At 68.2% G+C, this 19,852-nt stretch carries 28 protein-coding genes and 1 other RNA gene; 14 read left to right on the forward strand and 15 right to left on the reverse strand.

Features of this window, described 5'->3' with window-relative positions:
• Nucleotides 1–88: 88 nt before the first annotated feature.
• From FHR20_RS04340 to FHR20_RS04385, 10 genes are all read left to right on the forward strand, one after another.
• Nucleotides 89–2,413 carry a chemotaxis protein CheA gene (locus FHR20_RS04340; protein ID WP_167298372.1) on the forward strand — a complete coding sequence of 775 codons (2,325 nt, stop codon included), beginning with the start codon at nucleotides 89–91 and terminating at the stop codon, nucleotides 2,411–2,413.
• Nucleotides 2,413–2,838, forward strand: a complete 426-nt coding sequence (locus FHR20_RS04345) for a chemotaxis protein CheW (RefSeq protein WP_167298373.1) — start codon at nucleotides 2,413–2,415, stop codon at nucleotides 2,836–2,838. Before FHR20_RS04340 ends, FHR20_RS04345 begins: the two co-directional genes overlap by 1 nt.
• Nucleotides 2,839–2,918: 80 nt before the next feature.
• The gene (locus tag FHR20_RS04350; RefSeq protein ID WP_086129096.1) at nucleotides 2,919–3,284 is read left to right on the forward strand and encodes a response regulator; all 366 of its coding nucleotides are present in this window, start codon (nucleotides 2,919–2,921) and stop codon (nucleotides 3,282–3,284) included.
• A gap of 130 nt (nucleotides 3,285–3,414) precedes the next feature.
• Nucleotides 3,415–4,398: a chemotaxis protein CheB gene (locus tag FHR20_RS04355; RefSeq protein ID WP_243857209.1), complete on the forward strand. Its 984-nt coding sequence runs from the start codon at nucleotides 3,415–3,417 to the stop codon at nucleotides 4,396–4,398.
• Nucleotides 4,395–5,240, forward strand: coding sequence for a CheR family methyltransferase (locus tag FHR20_RS04360; RefSeq protein WP_167298375.1), 846 nt, complete (start codon nucleotides 4,395–4,397; stop codon nucleotides 5,238–5,240). Before FHR20_RS04355 ends, FHR20_RS04360 begins: the two co-directional genes overlap by 4 nt.
• Before the next feature lie 34 nt (nucleotides 5,241–5,274).
• A complete protein-coding gene (locus tag FHR20_RS04365; protein WP_167298376.1) occupies nucleotides 5,275–5,976 on the forward strand; it encodes an N-acetylmuramoyl-L-alanine amidase in 702 nt (233 codons plus the stop codon).
• Nucleotides 5,977–6,054: 78 nt separating this feature from the next.
• Nucleotides 6,055–6,351, forward strand: a complete 297-nt coding sequence (locus FHR20_RS04370; RefSeq protein WP_086129099.1) for a hypothetical protein — start codon at nucleotides 6,055–6,057, stop codon at nucleotides 6,349–6,351.
• A gap of 40 nt (nucleotides 6,352–6,391) precedes the next feature.
• Nucleotides 6,392–6,757: RNase P RNA component class A (gene rnpB / locus FHR20_RS04375), an RNA gene on the forward strand.
• 58 nt (nucleotides 6,758–6,815) lie between these two features.
• Nucleotides 6,816–7,352: a J domain-containing protein gene (locus tag FHR20_RS04380; protein ID WP_086129407.1), complete on the forward strand. Its 537-nt coding sequence runs from the start codon at nucleotides 6,816–6,818 to the stop codon at nucleotides 7,350–7,352.
• Entirely contained in the window at nucleotides 7,337–7,660 is a 324-nt protein-coding gene (locus FHR20_RS04385; RefSeq protein ID WP_167298377.1) for a thioredoxin domain-containing protein, read from the forward strand. Before FHR20_RS04380 ends, FHR20_RS04385 begins: the two co-directional genes overlap by 16 nt.
• A 55-nt stretch (nucleotides 7,661–7,715) precedes the next feature.
• Here the strand turns inward: FHR20_RS04385 and FHR20_RS04390 are convergent, their stop codons facing one another.
• From FHR20_RS04390 to pspA, 10 genes are read right to left on the reverse strand one after another with little or no spacing between them, the layout of a single operon-like run.
• Complete coding sequence (locus tag FHR20_RS04390) at nucleotides 7,716–8,123, reverse strand: SufE family protein (RefSeq protein WP_167298378.1); 408 nt, start codon at nucleotides 8,121–8,123, stop codon at nucleotides 7,716–7,718.
• Nucleotides 8,124–8,147: 24 nt separating this feature from the next.
• Complete coding sequence (locus FHR20_RS04395; RefSeq protein ID WP_167298379.1) at nucleotides 8,148–8,375, reverse strand: hypothetical protein; 228 nt, start codon at nucleotides 8,373–8,375, stop codon at nucleotides 8,148–8,150.
• 44 nt (nucleotides 8,376–8,419) lie between these two features.
• Nucleotides 8,420–8,695 (reverse strand): hypothetical protein, encoded by a 276-nt coding sequence (locus FHR20_RS04400; RefSeq protein WP_167298380.1) that lies wholly within the window; start codon nucleotides 8,693–8,695, stop codon nucleotides 8,420–8,422.
• A 31-nt stretch (nucleotides 8,696–8,726) separates the two neighbouring features.
• On the reverse strand, nucleotides 8,727–8,852 hold the full coding sequence (locus tag FHR20_RS23005) for a hypothetical protein (RefSeq protein WP_256924105.1): 126 nt from the start codon (nucleotides 8,850–8,852) through the stop codon (nucleotides 8,727–8,729).
• A 49-nt stretch (nucleotides 8,853–8,901) separates the two neighbouring features.
• Entirely contained in the window at nucleotides 8,902–9,174 is a 273-nt protein-coding gene (locus FHR20_RS04405) for a hypothetical protein (RefSeq protein WP_179188024.1), read from the reverse strand.
• 10 nt (nucleotides 9,175–9,184) lie between these two features.
• Nucleotides 9,185–9,505, reverse strand: coding sequence for a hypothetical protein (locus FHR20_RS04410; protein ID WP_208413397.1), 321 nt, complete (start codon nucleotides 9,503–9,505; stop codon nucleotides 9,185–9,187).
• Between the two features lie 25 nt (nucleotides 9,506–9,530).
• Nucleotides 9,531–9,839 carry a hypothetical protein gene (locus FHR20_RS04415; RefSeq protein ID WP_167298381.1) on the reverse strand — a complete coding sequence of 103 codons (309 nt, stop codon included), beginning with the start codon at nucleotides 9,837–9,839 and terminating at the stop codon, nucleotides 9,531–9,533.
• Nucleotides 9,840–9,872: 33 nt separating this feature from the next.
• Nucleotides 9,873–10,247, reverse strand: coding sequence for an envelope stress response membrane protein PspC (gene pspC, locus FHR20_RS04420; RefSeq protein ID WP_167298382.1), 375 nt, complete (start codon nucleotides 10,245–10,247; stop codon nucleotides 9,873–9,875).
• Nucleotide 10,248: 1 nt separating this feature from the next.
• Nucleotides 10,249–10,521 (reverse strand): envelope stress response membrane protein PspB, encoded by a 273-nt coding sequence (gene pspB, locus FHR20_RS04425; protein WP_167298383.1) that lies wholly within the window; start codon nucleotides 10,519–10,521, stop codon nucleotides 10,249–10,251.
• A 3-nt stretch (nucleotides 10,522–10,524) separates the two neighbouring features.
• A complete protein-coding gene (pspA, locus tag FHR20_RS04430; RefSeq protein WP_167298384.1) occupies nucleotides 10,525–11,193 on the reverse strand; it encodes a phage shock protein PspA in 669 nt (222 codons plus the stop codon).
• A gap of 398 nt (nucleotides 11,194–11,591) precedes the next feature.
• Between pspA and pspF the strand changes: the two genes are divergently transcribed.
• From pspF to FHR20_RS04445, 3 genes are all read left to right on the forward strand, one after another.
• The gene (gene pspF / locus FHR20_RS04435) at nucleotides 11,592–12,629 is read left to right on the forward strand and encodes a phage shock protein operon transcriptional activator (RefSeq protein WP_167298385.1); all 1,038 of its coding nucleotides are present in this window, start codon (nucleotides 11,592–11,594) and stop codon (nucleotides 12,627–12,629) included.
• 263 nt (nucleotides 12,630–12,892) lie between these two features.
• Complete coding sequence (locus FHR20_RS04440) at nucleotides 12,893–13,516, forward strand: superoxide dismutase (protein WP_167298386.1); 624 nt, start codon at nucleotides 12,893–12,895, stop codon at nucleotides 13,514–13,516.
• Between the two features lie 143 nt (nucleotides 13,517–13,659).
• The gene (locus FHR20_RS04445) at nucleotides 13,660–14,007 is read left to right on the forward strand and encodes a hypothetical protein (RefSeq protein WP_167298387.1); all 348 of its coding nucleotides are present in this window, start codon (nucleotides 13,660–13,662) and stop codon (nucleotides 14,005–14,007) included.
• 1 nt (nucleotide 14,008) lies between these two features.
• Here the strand turns inward: FHR20_RS04445 and FHR20_RS04450 are convergent, their stop codons facing one another.
• From FHR20_RS04450 to mtaB, 4 genes are read right to left on the reverse strand one after another with little or no spacing between them, the layout of a single operon-like run.
• Nucleotides 14,009–15,733 carry a chloride channel protein gene (locus FHR20_RS04450; protein WP_167299368.1) on the reverse strand — a complete coding sequence of 575 codons (1,725 nt, stop codon included), beginning with the start codon at nucleotides 15,731–15,733 and terminating at the stop codon, nucleotides 14,009–14,011.
• 30 nt (nucleotides 15,734–15,763) lie between these two features.
• Nucleotides 15,764–16,378, reverse strand: coding sequence for an inner membrane-spanning protein YciB (locus FHR20_RS04455; RefSeq protein WP_243857116.1), 615 nt, complete (start codon nucleotides 16,376–16,378; stop codon nucleotides 15,764–15,766).
• Nucleotides 16,371–17,306, reverse strand: coding sequence for a signal recognition particle-docking protein FtsY (gene ftsY / locus FHR20_RS04460; RefSeq protein WP_167298388.1), 936 nt, complete (start codon nucleotides 17,304–17,306; stop codon nucleotides 16,371–16,373). The genes FHR20_RS04455 and ftsY overlap by 8 nt, the downstream gene beginning before the upstream one ends.
• On the reverse strand, nucleotides 17,303–18,520 hold the full coding sequence (mtaB, locus tag FHR20_RS04465) for a tRNA (N(6)-L-threonylcarbamoyladenosine(37)-C(2))-methylthiotransferase MtaB (protein ID WP_167298389.1): 1,218 nt from the start codon (nucleotides 18,518–18,520) through the stop codon (nucleotides 17,303–17,305). The genes ftsY and mtaB overlap by 4 nt, the downstream gene beginning before the upstream one ends.
• On the opposite strand from mtaB, the gene FHR20_RS04470 reads away from it, so the two are divergent.
• Nucleotides 18,521–19,096: a DUF924 family protein gene (locus tag FHR20_RS04470; RefSeq protein WP_167298390.1), complete on the forward strand. Its 576-nt coding sequence runs from the start codon at nucleotides 18,521–18,523 to the stop codon at nucleotides 19,094–19,096.
• 43 nt (nucleotides 19,097–19,139) lie between these two features.
• Here FHR20_RS04470 and FHR20_RS04475 read toward each other — a convergent pair whose 3' ends face one another.
• On the reverse strand, nucleotides 19,140–19,814 hold the full coding sequence (locus tag FHR20_RS04475; RefSeq protein ID WP_167298391.1) for a dioxygenase family protein: 675 nt from the start codon (nucleotides 19,812–19,814) through the stop codon (nucleotides 19,140–19,142).
• Between the last annotated feature and the right edge of the window lie 38 nt (nucleotides 19,815–19,852).

Below are 19,852 nucleotides of genomic sequence, written 5' to 3' on the forward strand. Positions count from 1 at the left end.
AGAGGAGGGCAATGATCGCGAAGGAGCTAACGCCCTTTTAACCACCCATCCCGCACAACCGCCCCGCAAATTTGCTTTCCGGGGCCCCATGGACGACCTGCTGCAGGAATTCATCGCCGAGACGCGTGAGACGCTCGAAGCGCTTTCGGGCGAGATCGTCGCGTGGGAGGCGCATCCTGCGGACCGCGCCCGCCTCGATGCCATCTTCCGCTTCGTGCACACGGTGAAGGGAAGCTGCGGCTTTCTCGACCTGCCGCGTCTCGGCCGGCTCAGCCATGCCGCCGAGGACGTGCTGGCCCAGGTGCGCGAGGGGAGGCGCGCGCCGGATCGCGGGCTCGTCAACGCCGTGCTCGCGGTGGTCGACCGGATCGGCGAGCTGGTGGAAGCGATCGAATCGGGCACCAGCCTGGACGACAGCGGCGACGACCTGCTGGTCGCCGCGCTGGCCGAGGGCGCCGAGGAAATCGCCCATGCCGGCCCGATCGTCAGCCGCGCGCCTTCGCGCAGCGTGCGCCTCAACGTCGACCTGCTCGACCGGATGATGTCCGGCATGTCGGACATGGTGCTGGCCCGCAACGAACTGGCCCGCCGATTGCGGAACGGCGAGATCGACCCCGCCATCGAGGCCGCGCTCGAGCGCCTGTCGCTCACGGTGGGCGAGATGCGCGACACGGTGACGCGCACCCGCATGCAGAAGATCGACGCGCTCTTCTCCGCGCTGCCGCGCATGGTGCGCGACACGGCGGCGGGGCTGGGCAAGTCGGTGATGCTCCAGGTCGACGGCTCCGACGTCGAGCTCGATCGCGAGATGATCGAAGTGATGCGCGATCCGCTGGTCCACATCATCCGCAACTCGATCGACCATGGCATCGAGACGCCGGCCGAGCGCCGCGCCGGCGGCAAGCGCGAGAATGGCCGGCTGTCGGTCTCCGCGCGCCAGTCGGGCAATCAGATCATCATCGAGATCGCGGACGATGGCCGCGGCATCGATACCGAGCGGCTGATCCAGAAGCTGGCCGCCAATGGCCGCGACGAGGCCAAGCTGCGCAGCCTTTCGGCGCGTGCCAAGCTCGACCTGGTGTTCGAACCGGGGCTTTCGTCCAGGGACGTGGTGACCGAGATCTCGGGCCGGGGCGTGGGCATGGACGTGGTGCGCGCCGCGATCGAGCAGATCGGCGGCCGCGTCGAGCTCGACAGCACGCCGGGCAAGGGCCTGCGCATTGCCATCCATGTGCCGCTGACGCTTTCGATCATCTCGACGATCGTGGTGGGGGTGGACGGCCAGCGCTTCGCCATTCCGCGCCAGTCGATCGAGGAGATCGTGACCGAGCGCGGCGAGGCGATCCGGGTCGATCTGGTCGGCGGCTCCCCGGTCGCGACCGTGCGCGAGCGCCGCATGCCGCTGATCCACCTGGCCGACATGCTCGGCCTGCCCGCCGCCGTCGCGCGCGACGAGGGCAGCCAGATGCTCGCCATCGTCAGCGTCAGCGAGGGCAGCTATGCGCTCGCGGTCGACACGGTGCTCGACAATGAGGAGCTGGTGATCAAGCCGGCCTCGCCCGCGGTGATGTCGACCGGCCTCTATGCCGGCCAGACGCTGCCGGATTCGGGCCTGCCGATGCTGCTGCTCGATTGCGCCGGCATGGCCAAGGCGGCGAGCCTGGATTTCAGCCGCGACGGCCAGCAGATCTTCGAGGAGGAAGAGGAGGCCGAGGCCGCGCCGGGCCTGCCCGCCCTGCTGTTCCGCGACCTGGACGGCGTGCGCCGCGCGGTGCCGCTGGCGGCGGTCGACCGGGTGGAGCAGGTCGATGCCGGCAATGTCCGCTTCGCCGCCGGCCGCTTCCGGGTGACGATCGACGACCGCATCCTGCCGCTCGCCGCGCATGGCGACCTGGACGGACTGGAGCGGATCAACGTGCTGCGCCTCAAGGACGGCACCAACGAAGTCAGCTATGCGATCGAGGAAGCCGCCGACATCGTGATGCTGCCCGAGGAGATCGCGCCGGCCCGCGAGCCGGGGCCCATCGCCGGGGTGGTGCTGGTGGATGGCGAGCAGGTCGAACTGGTCGACATGCTGTGGATCTTCGACGAGCATGCCGAGCGCGAAGTGGAGGACAGCCCGCCGCTCTGCCTGATCGCAGGCGACGACGATGGCTGGATGGCATCCTTCGTCAAGCCGCTGCTGGAGGCGTCGGGCTACCGCGTCGCGCTGCGCCTGGCGCCTGGCGAGACGCCTGCCGTGGTGCTCTCGACCGAGGATGGCCGGGAGACGACCGGCCTGCCGGCTCCGGTCGTCCGGCTGCGAAAGAAGCGCGCCGCGGGCGGCTCGGGCGACGACAGCGTCTATAGATATGATCGTGCGGGATTGCTTTCCGCGCTCCAGGCCCGGGTTTCCGGCAAGGCAGGCCGTTGATGTCGCATCTCTATCTCATCGCCCAGATCGCCGGGCGCGCCGTGGCGATCGATTCCGAGCAAGTGGAATCGGTGGTCGATATCGGCGAGGTGACGGCGGTGCCGCGCGCCTCGGCGCATGTCCGCGGCCTTGCCGCACTGCGCAGCCGCGTGGTGACGGTGGTCGACACCCAGTCGGCGCTCGGCATGGCGGGCGGCAGCCCGGCGCGACGCGCGGTGATCACCCATGTCGAGGGGCATCATTATGCGATGCTGGTCGATGCGCTCGACGATGTCGCGCCGTTCGAGTTGCTGCCGCTCGCGCATGGCGTCACGCTCGACCCCGCCTGGCGCGGGGCGGGGCGGGGAATCGTGGAGCGCGACGGCGAGCCGATCCTGGCGATCGACCTTGCCAGCCTGGTGCCCGGCTATGCCGGGCCGAATTAATCTCGCGATTAACGTGGCGCTTACGCCTTTCGTGCACTGTCCACTCCACCTAGAGCGCTGAAAGCGGGGAACAGGGGAAAATGAAGACTTGTCTGGTCGTCGACGATTCCAAGGTGATCCGGAAGGTCGCCCGGCACATCCTGGAAACGCTCGACTTCGAAGTGCGCGAGGCGGGTGACGGCCGCGAGGCGCTCGACTCCTGCCTGCAGACGCCGCCGGACGTGATCCTGCTCGACTGGAACATGCCCGTGATGAGCGGCATGGACTTCCTGCGCGCGCTGAAGGATTCCGGGCTGCCGCAGCGCCCGAAAGTGGTGTTCTGCACCACCGAGAACGGCATGGCCTATATCCGCGCCGCCATCGAGGCCGGCGCCGACGAATATGTCATGAAGCCGTTCGACCGCGAGACGCTGGAAAGCAAGCTGCAGATCGTCGGCGTCGCCTGAGCGGCGCATGAGGGAGCCACAAGTGGCGCAGGCATCTCTTGCGGACACCGGATATGGCGGCACCCCCGCCGGACCGGCGCAGGTGCTGATTGTCGACGATTCGGTCGTCGCGCGATCGGTGCTGGGGCGGATGGTGGAAGGCACGCGCCGTTTCCGCGTCGCTGCCGCCTATAGCGATGTGCGGGCGGCGCTCGAGTATCTGAAGACGCACAGCGTCGACATCATCCTGCTCGATATCGAGATGCCGGGGATCGACGGCATCACCGCGCTGCCCGATGTGATCGCGGCGGGACGCGGGGCCAAGGTGCTGATCGTCTCGTCGGCGGCCGAGCAGGGCGCGGCGGTGACCGTGCAGGCGCTGGCGCTGGGCGCGGCGGACACGCTGGTAAAGCCCGGCATCGGCGCGTTCGGCGGCCGCTTCGCCGAAGTGCTCGAGGAGCGGCTCTCCCGCCTGATCGAGGCCCAGGCCCATGCCCATGCGCAGCCCGAGCCTGCGGTGCAGCATCCGCAATATCAGTTTCCCGCCCAGGCGCCCGAGGGCTTCGATCTGGTTGCGATCGGCGCCTCGACGGGCGGCATCCACGCGCTCAGCCAGTTGCTGCGCGCCATCCCGGCGCGCTTCCAGGTGCCGATCCTGGTGACCCAGCACCTGCCGGTCTCGTTCATGAGCTATTTCGCCACGCAGCTCGCGGTGCTCGGCGGCCGGCCCTGCGAAGTCGCGGCCGACCGGATGCGCATCCGGCCCGGCCGGATCATCGTCGCCCCGGGCGACGCGCATCTGCGCGTGGTCCGCACGTCCGACGGCGCGGCGATCCGCCTGACCCATGAGAAGGCGGCGAGCGGCTGCATGCCCTCGGTCGATCCCATGTTCGAAAGCGTCGCGGAAGTGTTCGGGGCGCGCGCGCTGGGCGTGGTGCTGAGCGGCATGGGGCGCGACGGCTGCGAGGGCGCCAGGGACCTGGTCGATGCCGGCGCGCGCGTGCTGGCGCAGGATCGGGCCAGCTCGGTGGTGTGGGGCATGCCCGGCGCGGTGGCCAATGCGGGCCGGGCGAGCGCGATATTGCCGCCGGACGAGATCGGGCGGCTGATCGCCCGCGGCGGAGGCGGGGCATGATCCCGGGCTCCACGCCGATCGCCTCGGCAGGCGCGATGAACATGATCGCGGCACTACTCGAGCAGCGCGCCGGCCAGCAGATCGCGGCGAACCGCACCTGGCGGATCGAGACGGCGCTGAAGCCGATCCTGCGCGCGCGCGGGCTGGCCAGCCTGGACGAGCTGGTGGCCCAGCTGATCGCGGCGCGGACCGGGGAACTGGCGGACCTGGTGGTCGATGCGCTGCTCAACCAGGAGACCAGCTTCTTCCGCGACGCCGCCGTGCTCGACATGATCGTCGACGCGGCGGCGGAGATGCAGGCCGAGATCGGCACCCGCCGGCTGCGCATCTGGTCCGCCGGCTGCTCGACCGGGCAGGAGCCGCTGAGCCTCGCCATGCTCTTTTCCGAACGCGGCCTGCCCGATCCCGAGATCGTGGCGACCGACGTCTCCCCCGCGGCGCTGGCGCGCGCACGGAGCGGCCGCTTCTCGCAGTTCGAGATCCAGCGCGGCCTGCCGGTGCGCCGGATGATGACCTGGTTCGACACGGTGGGCGCCGATTGGGCCGCCAAGCCCGAGCTGGTGCGCAAGCTCCAATTCCGCCAGCACAACCTGACTCTCGATCCCGCTCCGGCGGGCATGTTCGACATCATCCTGTGCCGCAACGTGATGCTCTATTTCTCGCTCGCGGTGCGCCGCAAGGTGTTCGACAGCCTGGCTTCGGCGATGCGGCCGGGCGGGTTGCTCGCTCTGGGCGCGGGCGAGACGGTGATCGGCCAGACCGATCATTTCGCACCCTGCGAGCGCTATCGCGGCTTCTATCGTCCGGTCGACGCGCCGGGGACGCTGCGCGCGGCGGGTTGATCGCGGCGGCCCTGCGCGGCTAGCGTCGTGCGCGATGCACAACGGCCTGGCCTTTCTCGACGCGCCTTCGCCCAATTTCGACGCGCGGGCGCTGCCGGTCACCATGATCGTGCTGCACTATACCGGCATGGAGAGCGCCGCCGCCGCGCTCGACCGGCTGCGCGATCCCGCGGCGAAGGTCTCTGCCCATTATCTGGTCGACGAGGACGGAACGATCCACCGGCTGGTGCCCGAGGAGAAGCGCGCCTGGCATGCCGGCCGCTCGCACTGGCGCGGGATCAAGGACGTGAATTCCGCCTCGGTCGGCATCGAGATCGTCAATCCGGGCCATGAGCATGGCTATCGCCCGTTCCCGGCCGGGCAGATGGGCGCGCTGATCCCGCTCGTCGCCGAGATCAAGGCGCGCTACGGCATCACCCGCGGCAACGTCGTCGGCCATTCGGACGTGGCGCCGGCGCGCAAGCAGGATCCGGGCGAGCTGTTCAACTGGCACGCGCTCGCCCGCCTGCGCCTGGCGCTGCCGCGGCCCACGAAGAACCTGATGGATCCCGGCTGGCCCGATGCCGGCTTCATCATGGCGCTCGAGCGTTTCGGCTATGACGTGACCGACGAGCAGGCCGCGGTCGTCGCCTTCCAGCGCCGTTTCCGACCCGAGATGATCGATGGCGAGATCGACATGGAATGCCGCTGCCTGCTGCTCGCGCTGCTCCTGCCCAAGCCCCAGGGCGACGAATAGTTACGCAGGCATGCACCATTCCCATGCAGGATATTGCAAGTATAGGATGATCTATAGGAAGGGGGAGGTGGTTCCGCCGTGAGCAGCAATATCGGCCTTACATCCCTGGGCCCGGTCCAGGCCTATCTCTCCGGCGTCGCCCGCGCCGACGCGCGCGGCGGCGTGCCCGCTTCCGTCAACATCCCCACCGTCAGCGAGGCGACCGAAGCCGTGCAGCGGATCGCGCGCGTGCGCGGTGCCGATGGCGTGACCGGGCTGGGATCCGACTATCGCAAGATCGCGCTGGCGTCGGGCCTGAACGTTACCTGGCGAGTCGAGGTGATGGCCTGGGGTACCGCCGTGCTGCGCGCCGCCGAGCCGGGGAAAACGCCCTGAGCCCTTGCAGTCGCGCGCGGCTTCGCTAGAGCGGTCCGCGCCAGAGGGTTGGGCGGCCGCGGGTGCGCAAGCACGCGAGGAAAGTCCGGGCTCCACGGAAACACGGTGCCGGGTAATGCCCGGCGGGGGCGACCCCAGGGAAAGTGCCACAGAGAGCAGACCGCCTACCTCCTTCGGGAGCGGCAAGGGTGAAAGGGTGCGGCAAGAGCGCACCGCGCGACCGGCAACGGAAGCGGCACGGCAAACCCCACCGGGAGCAAGACCGAATAGGGGCGGCGCATGGGCCTGGTTCCGGCCCGTCGCCCGGGTTGGTTGCTGGAGCGGCGGAGCGATCCGTCGCCTAGAGGAATGGTCGCACATCGCCGTCAGGCGAGGACAGAACCCGGCTTATAGACCCTCTGGCATTTCACCTGATGGAGCGGCATCGCGCTTGCGCCGACCGAACGAGGGGCTATCTGGGCGGCATGGCAAGATCGACACGCTCGACCGACTGGGGGTTTCCGCGCTGGCGCGCCTATGGCGCCGAGCGCGAGGCCGTGCAGGTGCGCATGTGCGATCGCCATGGCTGCGACCAGCCGGGCGACCGGCCCGCCCCCAAATCGCCCAACAGCCGCGAGCGCTGGTATTTCTGCGAGGCGCATGCCGCCGAATATAACCGCAACTGGGATTATTTCGCCGGCCTGACCGCGGAAGAGGCGGCAAAGCGCGAGGCGGACGAGCGGCGCGACGCGTCTGGCTTTGCCGAGGCGAAGTATAATGGCTGGGCGGGGCCGGGCGACGGCAGCCGCTCGCGCGACGAGATGCGGGCGCTCGAAGTGCTCGAGCTCGAGGTCGATGCCGATTTCGAGGCGGTGCGCGGCGCGTGGCGGCGGCTCGCCAAGGTGAATCATCCCGATGTGAAGCCGGGCGACGCCGAAGCCGCGCAACGCTTCCAGGCGATCCAGGCGGCCTATGACGTGCTCAAGGCCGCCGAGGAACGGCGGACATGGAAGGGCGATTGAAGCCTCGCGTCCCCTCCAATTGGGGGCAAACCATCCTGGTCTGCGCGAAATGCTCGAAGAAGCTGAAGGGCGGCTTCGGGGCCAGGGAACGCACGCCGCTCGCCAAGGCGCTGCGCAAGCATCTCGGCTTGAAGAAGGGCCGCAAGGCCGAGTTGGGGATCGTCGAGGTGAAGTGCATGGGCGTCTGCCCGCGCGGCGCGGTGACGGTGGTCGATGCCGGTGGGCCGCGGGAATGGCTGCTCGTGCCGAAGGGGACGGACCTGGATGTGGTGGCCGCGGAATTGGGGCTGGGGCACAAGCCGTCCTAGCCGTCACGCGTCCCCTCCGGACCGGCTCCAGGATGACGATGGTGCGTGCGCGAATTCAGCCGGCGTAGCGTAGCGCCGTCTCGCGCACCAAGGCGATCATGTTCGGAATTCCCTGGGTCCGGTTCGAGCTCAGCTGGTTCTTCAGGTCGAACGGCGCGAGCGCGGCTTCGATGTCGGTCGCCAATATCTCGGCCGGGGCCTTGTCCTGTACCGTGAGCAGCACCAGCGCGATGATGCCCTTGGTGATCGCCGCATTCGAATCGGCGAGGAAATGGAGCCGGCCGTCGTCGCGCCTGGTGGGGTAGACCCACACCGCGGCGGAACAGCCGCGGACCAGGGTGGCGTCGGTCTTGAGCGCATCGGGCATTGCCTCCAGCCCGCGGCCCAGGTCGATCAGCAGGCGATAGCGGTCATCGGCTTCGAGGAACGCATATTCTTCTGCCAAGTCGTCGAGGCTGGTCATGCCCCGCCGCTAGCCGGGTGGACCTCAGAGGTCCACCCCGGCCGCGATCGCTTCGAGCTTGCGGATGCGCTCCTTGAGATCGGCGATCTCGATCCGCGAGGCCGCAGTGGGCATGGCGGGGGCCGCTTCCGGCCCGTGATGGGCATCCAGCTCCTGGCGCTTCAGGGCCAGCCAGCCGCGCCAACCCGAAAGGCCGGCGGTGGTGATCATGCCGAGCCCGGCGAGGCCGGAGACGGCGAGGGTGAGGTACATAGTCGGATCCTGGGTCACGTCATGCCTCCCTTGGTCTGACGCATTCAGTTCTTGTCGCGCAGCGATTCGATCTCGCGGTCGAGACGAAGGCTGCCTTCGGTGTCGGTGATCACGCGTTCGAGGACCTGGACGCGCTCCTTGAGAGCGCGGATCTCGTCGCGGAGCCGGGCGTTCTCGACGGCGGCGACGCCATCCGTGGCAGTGCCGCCGCGATGGAGCTCGTCGCCGTCCTTGTCCTTGCGGATGCCGTAGCGCGCCTTGATGACGCTGCCGATCGTGACGATCACGACAATCGCGAAAACCATCTCGAACGGGTTCATTCCATTACTCCTTCAAGCGCGCTGCGTGGGATCAGTTCTGCTGGGCGGCCCGGGCGAGCCGCTCGGCGCGGCGGACGGGGCGGTCCCGCTTCTCGGCGAGGACAATAGCTCCCCCGCACAGTGCCGTCAGCACTGCGAACACTATGATGGCAATCATGTCGGACTTTCCTCTTACTGGCGGCGCATGCTGCGCCGCGTGGGAACTCTCAATTCAGTGGCGGGGCATCCCGCAGCTTCTCGATCTCGTCGGAGAGGTCGATGCCCTTGTCGGTCACGATCCGCTCCAGCACCCGGACCCGCTGTTCGAGCCGTTCGGTCTGCGCCGCATATTGGGCGGCCTTTTCGGCGACCATCTGCGCCTCGAGCTCCAGCTTGCGCTGCTGCAGGGCGATCCAGGGCTTGATGAACACGCCGCCGAGGATCGCCAGCAGCCCGCAGGAGATGCCCAGGATGGGGATGAGCAGGGGGCTGATCGACATCGGTATCTCCTCAGTTGTGCGGGCCGCGCAGCTGCTCGATCTCGCGGTCGAGCATATGGGCGCCGTCGGTCACGATCCGCTCGACATTGGCGAGCCGGTCCTTGACCGCGCCCAGTTCGGCGCGGAGCTGGGCATTTTCCTGGCTGAGCAGCTTGATCCGCTCCATCGCCTCGTCGCTGTTCTGCGGGTAGATCGCCTGGCCCCACGAACCGTCGAGCGGGTAGCCATGCTTCACGCGCATCCAGGTGGTGAGCACCCAGCCGAGGATCCCCGCGATGCCGACGATCGTGATCGCCGGGGCGAAGGCGGTGAAGAGTTGAACCTTTTCCATCTCTTTTCTCTCCTTGGGCCGTCGCTCAGCGCAGGCCGTCGATTTCGCGGGCCACGCGCTCGGCGGGGTCGGTGGCGATCCGTTCCAGGACCGCGATCCGCTCCTCCAGCCGGCTGATCTGGCCGGTCAGCCGCTCATTCTCCGAGGCGAGCAGCGCGATCTTGCGGTCTGCCTCCAGGTCTCCGCCCTGGCCCCGGAAGCTGCGGCGGCCGCGGCGGCCATCCTCATCCTCGATCGGGTAGCCATGCTTGGCGCGGACCCAGGTCTGGAAGGCCCGGGACGCCATCACCGCAGCGACGATCAGTACCGGTACCAGCCAACTCAACTCCCTCATTTCATCCTCCCTGTTGACGACCTGGCGATTGGCTCAGCGCAGGCTGTCGATCTCGTCGGCGAGCCGGGTGTTGCGGCTCGTATAGTACATCTCGATATCGGCCAGGCGGCGGTCGATGTCGCGGAACTTCGAGCGGACCTCGGCGGTCGAGCGGCTCGGGTTGCTGCGCACGCCCTGCCAGAACTTGGCTTCCTCGGGCCCCTGGTAGAGGCCATAGGGCTTGGCCGGGGCCAGCCAGGCGATCAGCAGATAGGCGACCAGGCCCATCGGAAAGGTGCTGAAGGTGACCAGCACCATGCCGAGGCGGAGCCAGATCACGTCGATGCCCGTATAGTCCGCCAGGCCCGAACACACGCCCAGCCACTTGCCGTTGGCCTTGTCGAGATAGAATTTGGTGCGGCTCGACATCTCAGTTCCTCCGGGAAATATCGTAGGGGCTCTGTTCGGGAAGCGGGTCCCGGACCGGGCGGAAATCGGGGTTGTCGGCGGCGATGATCCGCTCGACGGTGAGCAGGCGTTCCTCGAGCTGGCGGGCGGTATAGTGCAGCTCGTCCAGCAGCTTCTCGTCCTCGTTGGTGATCGTGCCCGACTGCTTCCACTTGGTGATGTAGTGCATGATCACCCAGGGGAGGCCGATGAAGAGCATCCCGACGATGACGATGGGAAGGAAGACGTCTTCCATCGCTTATTCTCCCTTGCCGAGGCGCTTCTTCAGGGCTTCGAGCTCGGCATCCACCTTCTCCGACGAGCGGAGTTCGGCGATTTCCTCGTCGAGCGTCTTCGGCGCGGCGCCCAGGCCGGCGGCATCGGCGCGGCCCTCGGCCAGGTCGACCCGGCGCTCCAGCACGTCGAAGCGCGAGAAGGCGTCCTGCATGCGGCTGCCATTGGTCATCTCGCGCAGGCGGACCCGGTTGCTCGCCGTCTCCAGGCGGGTGACGATCGAGTTCTGGCGGGCACGGGCCTCGCGCAGCTTGGTCTGGAGCTTGTTGATGTCCTCCTCCGAAGCGCGCAGCGCCTCGTCGAGCACCGAGATCTCCTCCGAAAGCTGCTCGCACATGTCGACGGCCTTCTGCTTCTCGACCAGCGCGGCCTTGGCCAGATCCTCGCGGCCCTTCGAGAGCGCCAGCTCCGCCTTCTCGGTCCAGCTCTCCTGGAGCTTCTCGAGCTTGGCGATATGGCGGCGCATCTCCTTCTGGTCCGCGATGGTGCGGGCCGCGGAAGCGCGGACCTCGACCAGGGTTTCCTCCATCTCGAGGATGATCATGCGGACCATCTTCGCCGGATCCTCCGCCTTGTCCAGCAGGTCGGTGACGTTGGCTGCGATGATGTCACGGGTTCGCGAGAAGATACCCATTTCGTCGTTACTCCTTCGTTTCTGTTTCCCGCCGGGAGGGGCCTAGGGGGTGACCCCTCCCGTCAGGTTTCCGCTCGCGAGGGGCTGCGAGCGGGAGACCCTTGTCGTTTCGTTCAGGCCATCACCGGGCCGACCGTGCCGGCCATGATGACCAGGCTGGCGGCTACCGAAAGAGCCACCGAGAAGAAGGCGTTGCGGTAGTAGGCGGCGTTGGCGGTCATGTTCCTGTTCCTTGAACCTTGGCGTTTTCCTGGCCCGTCAGCGGGCTTGCTCAAAGCATTGCAGGGGGCGTGCCAATTTGTGAAAACCGCAGAAATCTGCCGTTTTTACCATTCATTCGGCGTTCAGGTGCGGGATTGCACTTGCCAAGTGTTGGGAAAATACACCAAGGATTTGGCATGGAGCGCATAACCCAGGTCATCGGCCAGTCCTCGGCATTTCTCGACGCGCTGGAACGGGCCAGCCGGGCCGCGGCGCTCGATCGCCCGGTGCTGGTGATCGGCGAGCGCGGCACCGGCAAGGAGCTGGTCGCCGAGCGCCTTCACCGCCTGTCCCCGCGCTGGGACCAGCCGCTGGTCACGATGAACTGCGCGGCCCTGCCCGAGACGCTGATCGAGGCCGAGCTGTTCGGCCATGAGGCGGGAGCCTTTACCGGCGCGACCAAGGCGCGGGTGGGCCGGTTCGAGGAGGCGCATCGCGGCACGTTGTTCCTCGACGAGCTGGGCACGCTTTCGATGGGCGCGCAGGAACGGCTGCTGCGTGCCGTGGAATATGGCGAGATCACGCGGATCGGCTCGTCGCGGCCGGTACAGGTCGATGTCCGCATCGTCGCGGCGACCAACGAGCATCTCCCCGAGCGCGTGGAGAAAGGCAGCTTCCGCGCCGACCTGCTCGACCGGCTGAGCTTCGAAGTGGTGACGCTGCCGCCGCTCCGGCACCGCGGCGGCGATGTCGAAGTGCTGGCGGAATTCTATGGCCGGCGCATGGCGTCTGAGATCGGCTGGGTGGACTGGCCGGGCTGGGGCCCCCACGCGCTCGACATCCTCACCCATTATGACTGGCCCGGCAACGTCCGCGAGCTGCGCAACGTCGTCGAGCGCGCGGTCTATCGCTGGGAGCAGGATGGGCCGATCGACGCGATCGAGATCGATCCCTTTCAGTCGCCCTGGCGGATGCGCCCGATGCAGGGCAGCGCTTTGTCCGCGCCGGCGCCCGCCGCCGAGCTCGCGCCGATCGTGCTGGAGGCGCAGCCCGCGATCGTCGCGGGGGCGGCGGACTTCAAGGGCCGGGTGGCGCGCTTCGAGAAGGAACTGCTCCAGCGTGCGCTCGCCGATCATCGCTTCAACCAGCGCGCCACGGCGGAAGCGCTGGGGCTCACCTATGACCAGCTGCGCCACGCGCTGAAGCGGCATGAACTGCTCCAGGCGGGGGGCTGATCGTCGGCCCGTCGCCATCTCCATTCTACTCCTCGTCATCCCCGCCTTCGCGGGGGTGACGGCGTAAGATAAGCTCTTGCAAATCAAGCTAATGATTAGCGTTTGCAACAGTAATTCCGCCAATCGCCCGCGATCGGAATTTTCATTTGCCCGACGCAACGATTTTTCCGCGACAGCGGCGAATTTTGCGCGCTAGGGGAGGGACCGCATCGCCCGGCGGTTCGTTGGCCGGGTGAACCCCCTGGTGACCTGGAGAGACCCGCATGGCTTTCGAACTTCCCCCGCTTCCGTTCGACAAGGACGCGCTGGCGCCGCACATGTCGGCGGAGACGCTCGACTACCATTACGGCAAGCACCACAAGGCCTATGTCGACAAGACCAACGGCTTCATCGCCGAGAAGGGCCTGGAGGGCCGCAAGCTCAGCGAAGTGATCGCGCATGCCAGGGCCACCGGCGACAAGGGCCTGTTCAACAACTCGGCGCAGATCTGGAACCACAGCTTCTTCTGGCAGGGCCTGACCGGCGAGAAGACCGCGCCGAGCGGCAAGCTCGCCGAACTGATCGACGCGCAGTACGGCTCGACCGACGAGCTGGTGAAGAAGCTGATCGCGGAATCGACCAACCATTTCTCGAACGGCTGGGGCTGGCTGGTGCTCGACGGCGATGCGCTGAAGGTCACGTCGCTCCACGACGCCGATACGCCGGTGGTCTATGAGGGCATGAAGCCGCTGCTCACGATCGACGTGTGGGAGCACGCCTATTACATCGACTATCGCAACCTGCGTCCGAAATATCTCGAGACGATCACCGCGAACATCATCAACTGGGACTTCGTCTCCCAGAACCTCGATGGCGCCGGGGTGAGCCGCGCGGATCAGGACAGCTGATCCTTCGCGACCTGGATCTCGAAGGGGCGTCCGAGCGATCGGGCGCCCCTTTTCATGGGCCGCGTCTTGCGGCGACGGGGTGTTCAGCCGGCGTTCAACCGGGGCGGGCGAGCTTTGCCCTTCATCTGCTTGGGAATGCCCCGATGCGCCGCCACCTGATCCTCGCGCCCCTGCTGCTCGTCGCCGCGCCTGCTTCAGCGCAGATTTGGGGCGGGCCGGTGATGCAGGGTCCGTCGGGTAGTGCGATGAGCCACGACCAGAGCGCCGCCGAGACTGCAAAGATCCGCAGTGATATCCGTGCCGGCCGCGACAGCGGGCAACTGACCCGGGGCGAGGCCAGGCAGCTCAAGCGCGAGGCCTATCAGATAGATACGCTGGAGGAGCGCTACTCCGCCGGCGGGCTCTCGCCTTCGGAAGAAGCTGAGCTGTTCGCCCGGCGCGAAGCGCTGCGCAGCGATGTGATCGCCAAGCGCAGCGGCCAGCGCAAATAGCTCAGACCTCGCCGTAGAGCTCGCGCTGGACGCGCTCCAGTTCCTCGGCGTAGCGGCGCCGGGCATGCCGTTCGGTGATCAGCCCGAGGACATCGCCATCGGGGCCCGCCACCACCAGATCGTCCGCCACGACGCGGTCGAACGCCTCCAGCACCGCGCCGATCCCCATCTCGGGAGCGAGCCTGGCCTGGGGCAGCTTCCCCAGCGTGCCGATCTCCACCACCGGCTCCACCTCCGGCGACCAGGCGGCGGCCGTATCGACGATGCCGGCATAATGGCCCTCCCCGTCGAGCAGCACCACGCGCGTGGTCGAGCCGAGCGGGAAGCGATCCCGGAACGCCGAGACGCTGGCATCGGCGGCGAACCGGGGCACGTCGCGGCGCATCATCTGCCCGGCGGTGAGCGCCCGCATCCAGCCGACGTCGCGGCCGCTGCGCAGCGTCTCGCCGCGCAGATGCAGCCGCCAGGTAGAGAAGCTGTAGCCGAAGGTCGCGCGCGCCACGGTGGAAGAGATCAGGCTGGCGGCCACCGCGACGCCGGTGATGCTGAAATCATGCGTCACTTCCAGCACCAGCAGCGACATGGTGAGCGGGCCGCCGACCACCGCCACGGCGAGCGCGGCCATGCCGACCACGGTGGCGTCGTCGGGGGCGAGGACATGGAGGCCGGGAATTTCCGCCAGCACCACCTGATAGAGCCGCCCGACCAGCGAGCCGAGGAACAGCGAGGCGAAGAACAGGCCGCCGCGGAAGCCGAAGCCGAGCGACAGCGCCGAGGCGAGCATCTTGAGCAGGATCGTCAGCGCCAGGCCGGCGATCGTCACTTCGGCCATCAGGTTGAGGTTGAGCGCACCATGCCCGCCGGAGAGCGTCTGGTGCGAGAGCAGGCCGAGCGGCACGAGCAGGAGCCCGCCGACCAGGGGCGCCCAATGCGCGGGCAGCGTCGAGCGATGCACGGCGCGCTCGACCAGCGAGACCATCCGCATCAAGGCGATCCCCAGCCCGGCGCAGAGCAGCCCGAGGATCGCGTAGAGCGCATAGTCGGCGGTGCCGATCGGGTGCATGCCGCCGGCCGCGATCACATAGGGCGTCATGCCCATCGCCCGCGCGAGCACGGCGGCGGCGAGCGCGGCGAGCATCACCGGGGCGACGGTGGCGGTGCTATAAGCGCCGAGCACCACTTCGAAGGCATAGAAGGCGCCGGTCAGCGGGGCGCCGAACGCGGCGCTGACGGCGGCGCCCGCGCCTGCCGCCATCAGCGTGCGCAAGTCGCTCCGCCGGAGCTTCATCTTCTGCCCGAGCAGCGATGCCAGGCCGCCGCCCGCCTGGGCATAGGCCGCCTCGAGCCCCACCGATGCGCCGAAGCTGTTGGAGAGCAAGGTGGTGCCCACCACCGTCGCCGTGTCCCGCGCAGGGATGCGGCCGCCGTGCAGCGCATTGGCTTCCACGATGTCGACGGCCTGGCGCCGGCGCAGGAACCACAGGACCAGGCCGAGCAGCGCGCCGCCGATGGGCAGGGCGATCAGCCGCCAGGGCGCGATCGCCTCCGCGGCGCTGAGATGCTCGCCTTGCGCCAAGCCGAACAGCAGCCGCTGGGTGCCGCGCGCGATCTGGCCGAGCGCGATCGCGCAAAGGCCCGCACCCACCCCGACCAGCAGCGCCAGTGCCAGGAACCCCGGGGCGCTGGAGCGGATCCGGCGGCGCAGCCAATTGGCCGCACGGACCATCGGATAGCGTGCGTGCGACACCGCGCCCGCTCACTCCTGGGGCGGGATCGGCGCGTCCTCGGGCTTTTCCAGCTGCAGGCCGTGCTTGAGCAGCAGCGGGATGTTGAGCATCGCGAACGCCAGCGTGACCGGGATCATCACCCAGGTCTTGAAGAGGACCCACTGATCCCAGGTGACGAACTGGCGAACGATTTCGTTCGCCACCGCGGCGGCGACGAAGAACAGCGCCCAGTTGATCGTCAGCAGCCGCCAGCCCTTGGCCGAGAGGCCCGGATAGGCCTGTTCGAGCAGCATCTGGAGCAGCGGCTTGTCGGCGATCACGCCATAGCCGAGCACGATCGCGAACATCGCATAGATGATCGTCGGCTTGATCTGGATGAAGGTCTGATCGTGGAAATAGAGCGTCAGGCCGCCGAACAGGAGCACGAAGGCGGCCGTGATCCACAGCATCGGCGAGACGTGGCGCGTCTTCCACCAGCTCAGCGCGATCGCCGCGGCCATCGCGACCATGAACGCCACGGTGGCGGCGAACACGCGCGCGAGCACCGGCCCCTGGGCCAGCGAATTGACCAGGAAGAACACCGCGAGCGGGCCATAGTCGATCAGCATCCGCACGCCGGGCGTGGCGGCCTTCTTCTCAGCCATTGGTAAGCTCCTCCACCCCGGCAATGATGCGCGCGACTTCCTGCGCGTCGAACGGACGCAGGTCGTCGACCTTCTCGCCCACGCCGATCGCATGGATCGGCAGGCCGTATTTCTCCGCCGCCGCGACGAGCACGCCGCCGCGCGCGGTGCCGTCGAGCTTGGTCATGACGAGGCCGGTCACGCCCGCGACTTCCTTGAACACTTCGATCTGGTTCAAGGCGTTCTGGCCGGTGGTCGCGTCGAGCACCAGCACCACGTCGTGCGGCGCCGCCGGATTGAGCCGGCCGAGCACGCGGCGGATCTTGGCCAGCTCGTCCATCAGCTCGCGCTTGTTCTGCAGGCGCCCGGCGGTATCGACGATCAGCACGTCGGTGCCGATCTCGGTCGCCTTCTTCACCGCCTCGAACACGATGCCGGCGGCATCGCCGCCCTCGACGCCGGAGACGATCGGCACGCCGATCCGCTCGGCCCAGGTGCGAAGCTGCCCGATCGCGGCGGCGCGGAAGGTGTCGCCGGCGGCGAGCATCACCGAATAATCCTGTTCCATCAGCAGGTTGGCGAGCTTGGCGATCGTCGTGGTCTTGCCCGAGCCGTTGACGCCGATGACCAGGATCACCTGCGGACGGGGAAAGGCCTCGATCTCCAGCTTCTTCGCTACCGGCTCGAGCGCCTTGGCGACTTCGTCGGCGACGACGAGGCGGATGCCGAGCTCCTCCATGTTACGCTCGAACTGGCCGTCGGCCAGCCGCTGGCGCACGCGCGCTGCGGTGGCGGGGCCGAGGTCCGAGGCGATCAGCGCTTCCTCGATCTCGTCGAGCGTCGCGTCGTCCAGCCGAGCCAGGCCCAGGCCGGCAAGGTTGCCGATCAGCCGGTCGGACGTCTTGCGGAAGCCGCCGAGAAGGCGCGCGTGCCAGCTGGGGCCGCTCATGCGATCAGCTTCCCGTCCCGGACGTCCACGATCTTGAGGCTCACAATCTCTCCGACTTGGCTTGGGGCGAGGCGGACCTCGGCGAAATTGCCGGCATGGCCCCGGTCGCCCGGGCGCTCTACCAGCACTTGCTGCGTGCTGCCTACCAGGCTTTGCAACCAGGCGGCGCGGATCCGGGCGGCGGCGGCGCGCAGGCGAGCGGCGCGGGCCTTCACCACTTCGGGCTCGACTTGCGGCATCTTCGCGGCAGGCGTGCCGGCGCGGGGGCTGTAGGGGAAGATATGGGCATGGACGATGCCGCATTCCCCGATCAGCGCCAGCGTGTTCTCGAACATGGCTTCGCTCTCGGTGGGGAAGCCGGCGATCAGGTCGGCGCCGATCGCGATTTCGGGGCGCGCCGCGCGCAGCCGCTCGACCAGCGCAACCGATTGGGCGCGGTCGTGCCGGCGCTTCATGCGCTTCAGCACCATGTCGTCCCCCGCCTGGAGCGAGAGATGGACGTGCGGCATCAGGCGCGGCTCCCCGGTGAGCAGGGCGAATAGCCGGTCGTCGACTTCGATTCCGTCGAGCGAGGAAAGCCTGAGCCGTCTAAGCTCCGGCACATGCGCCAATATGCGCTCGACCAGCTGGCCCAGGCTCGGTGCGCCGGGCAGGTCGGGGCCATAGCTGGTCAGGTCGACGCCGGTCAGCACCACTTCGGCATGGCTTTCGGCAAGCTGGGCGACGCGGTCGATCACGGCACCTGCCGGGACGGAGCGGCTGTTGCCGCGGCCATAGGGGATCGCACAGAAGGTGCAGCGATGGTCGCAGCCATTCTGCACTTCCACGAACGCCCGGGCATGCGTCGAGAAGCTGGCGGCGAGATGGGGCGCGGTTTCGCGCACGGCCATGATGTCCTGCACCGCCACCGGCTCGGGCGAGAGCCAGGCGTCGGGCCGCAGCTTCTCGGCATTGCCGATCACCCGGTCCACCTCGGGCATCGCCGCGAACGCTCTTGGGTCGATCTGCGCCGCGCAGCCGGTCACCACCAGCTCGGCGCCCGGCCGTTCGCGCCGAGCGCGGCGGATCGCCTGGCGGGTCTGCTTGACGGCCTCGTTGGTCACCGCGCAACTGTTGATCACGATCGTGTCGCGATCGGACAGTAAAGTGCGGATCGTCTCGCTCTCCGCGAGGTTGAGCCGGCAACCCAGACTGATGACGTGAGGGGATGACATTTGGCCGGTGATCTAGGCGCAGCTACACGCGATGTCCACGCGAAGACCCGCGAAATACTGGGCTTCTGGTTCGCGCTCACGCCCGAGCAGCATTTCGCCAGCTCGGCGAAGCTCGATGCGGAGATCAGGTCGCGCTTCGGGCCGCTGCGCGATCTGGTGCTGGGCTCGGGGGCCAGGGGCTGGCGCGACGATCCCGAGACCCTGCTCGCGGCGATCATCCTGCTCGACCAGTTCAGTCGCAACATCCATCGCGGCACGGCCCAGGCCTTCGCCGCCGATCCGCTCGCGCTGCAGCTGGCGCTGGAGGCGATCGGCAAGGGCTGGGATGCCGGAATGGGCAATGACCGGCGCCAGTTCCTCTATCTGCCGTTGGAGCATGCCGAGGACCCGGCGATGCAGAAGCTGAGCGTGGAGAAGTTCGGCGCGATGGGCGATGCCTATGTGCTCGATTTCGCCCGGAAACATGCCGAGGTGATCGCGCGCTTCGGGCGCTTCCCCAGCCGGAACGCGGCGCTGGGTCGGGAATCGACGGCGGCGGAGGCGGCGTTCCTCAACGAGGAAGGGGCGGGGTGGTAGCCTGTCGCTGGCGCCCGCCCTCCCGCGAGCGCATGAGAAGGCGTCAGGCCGCTCCAGGCCGCCCGCCCGCGGCATCCGGATGGCGTTCCAGCCTTATGTCGCGTCGTGCGAGCAGGACGCCGCCTTCGCCCTGGCCAAGCCGCACGATCCCGCTGCCGCCGCGCAGTTCCTGTCGGGCGCGATAGGCGGGCGTGACGCCGAACTCGCCATCGAACACCAGGTCGTCGACATAATAGGGTCGCCGGCCCGGCTCGCCGATGAAGAGATGGACGTGCGCGGGCATCGTCATGTCCGGATAGGGCGCCGGCTTGATCGTGTCGAAGGCATAGGTCCCGTCCGCGCCGGTCCTTGCCCAGCCGCGCAGCCGGCCGTGGCGGCGGCTCCATTCGGTCTCGCCGGTGCCATCGGCATAGAGGCCGCGCGCATTGGTGTGATGCGCATAGACGATCACGCCGGGCGCCGGAGTCCTCCCGTCCGCCGCGAATATGCGGCCGGTCAGGCGCATCCGCGCGCCGGGCTCCTCGGGCGGGGCGAGCGATACCCTTGCGGAAAGCATGTCCGGCGCGCGCTCGCCTACCGCCTGGCATCCTTCGCAGTCATAGAGGTCGGGCCGGGCTTCGGCATGGGCGCCGCCGCCGGATGGCAGGAACACGCTCGCGCTGGCCAGGCCGCCCGCGGCACCGCCCAATAGGACCAGAGTCGTTCGACGATCGAGCATGCCGATTTCTCCGCCTGCCATATGTGCCGGCTGCGAAG

This window comes from Sphingomonas leidyi (assembly GCF_011761945.1).
Taxonomy (GTDB): domain Bacteria; phylum Pseudomonadota; class Alphaproteobacteria; order Sphingomonadales; family Sphingomonadaceae; genus Sphingomonas; species Sphingomonas leidyi.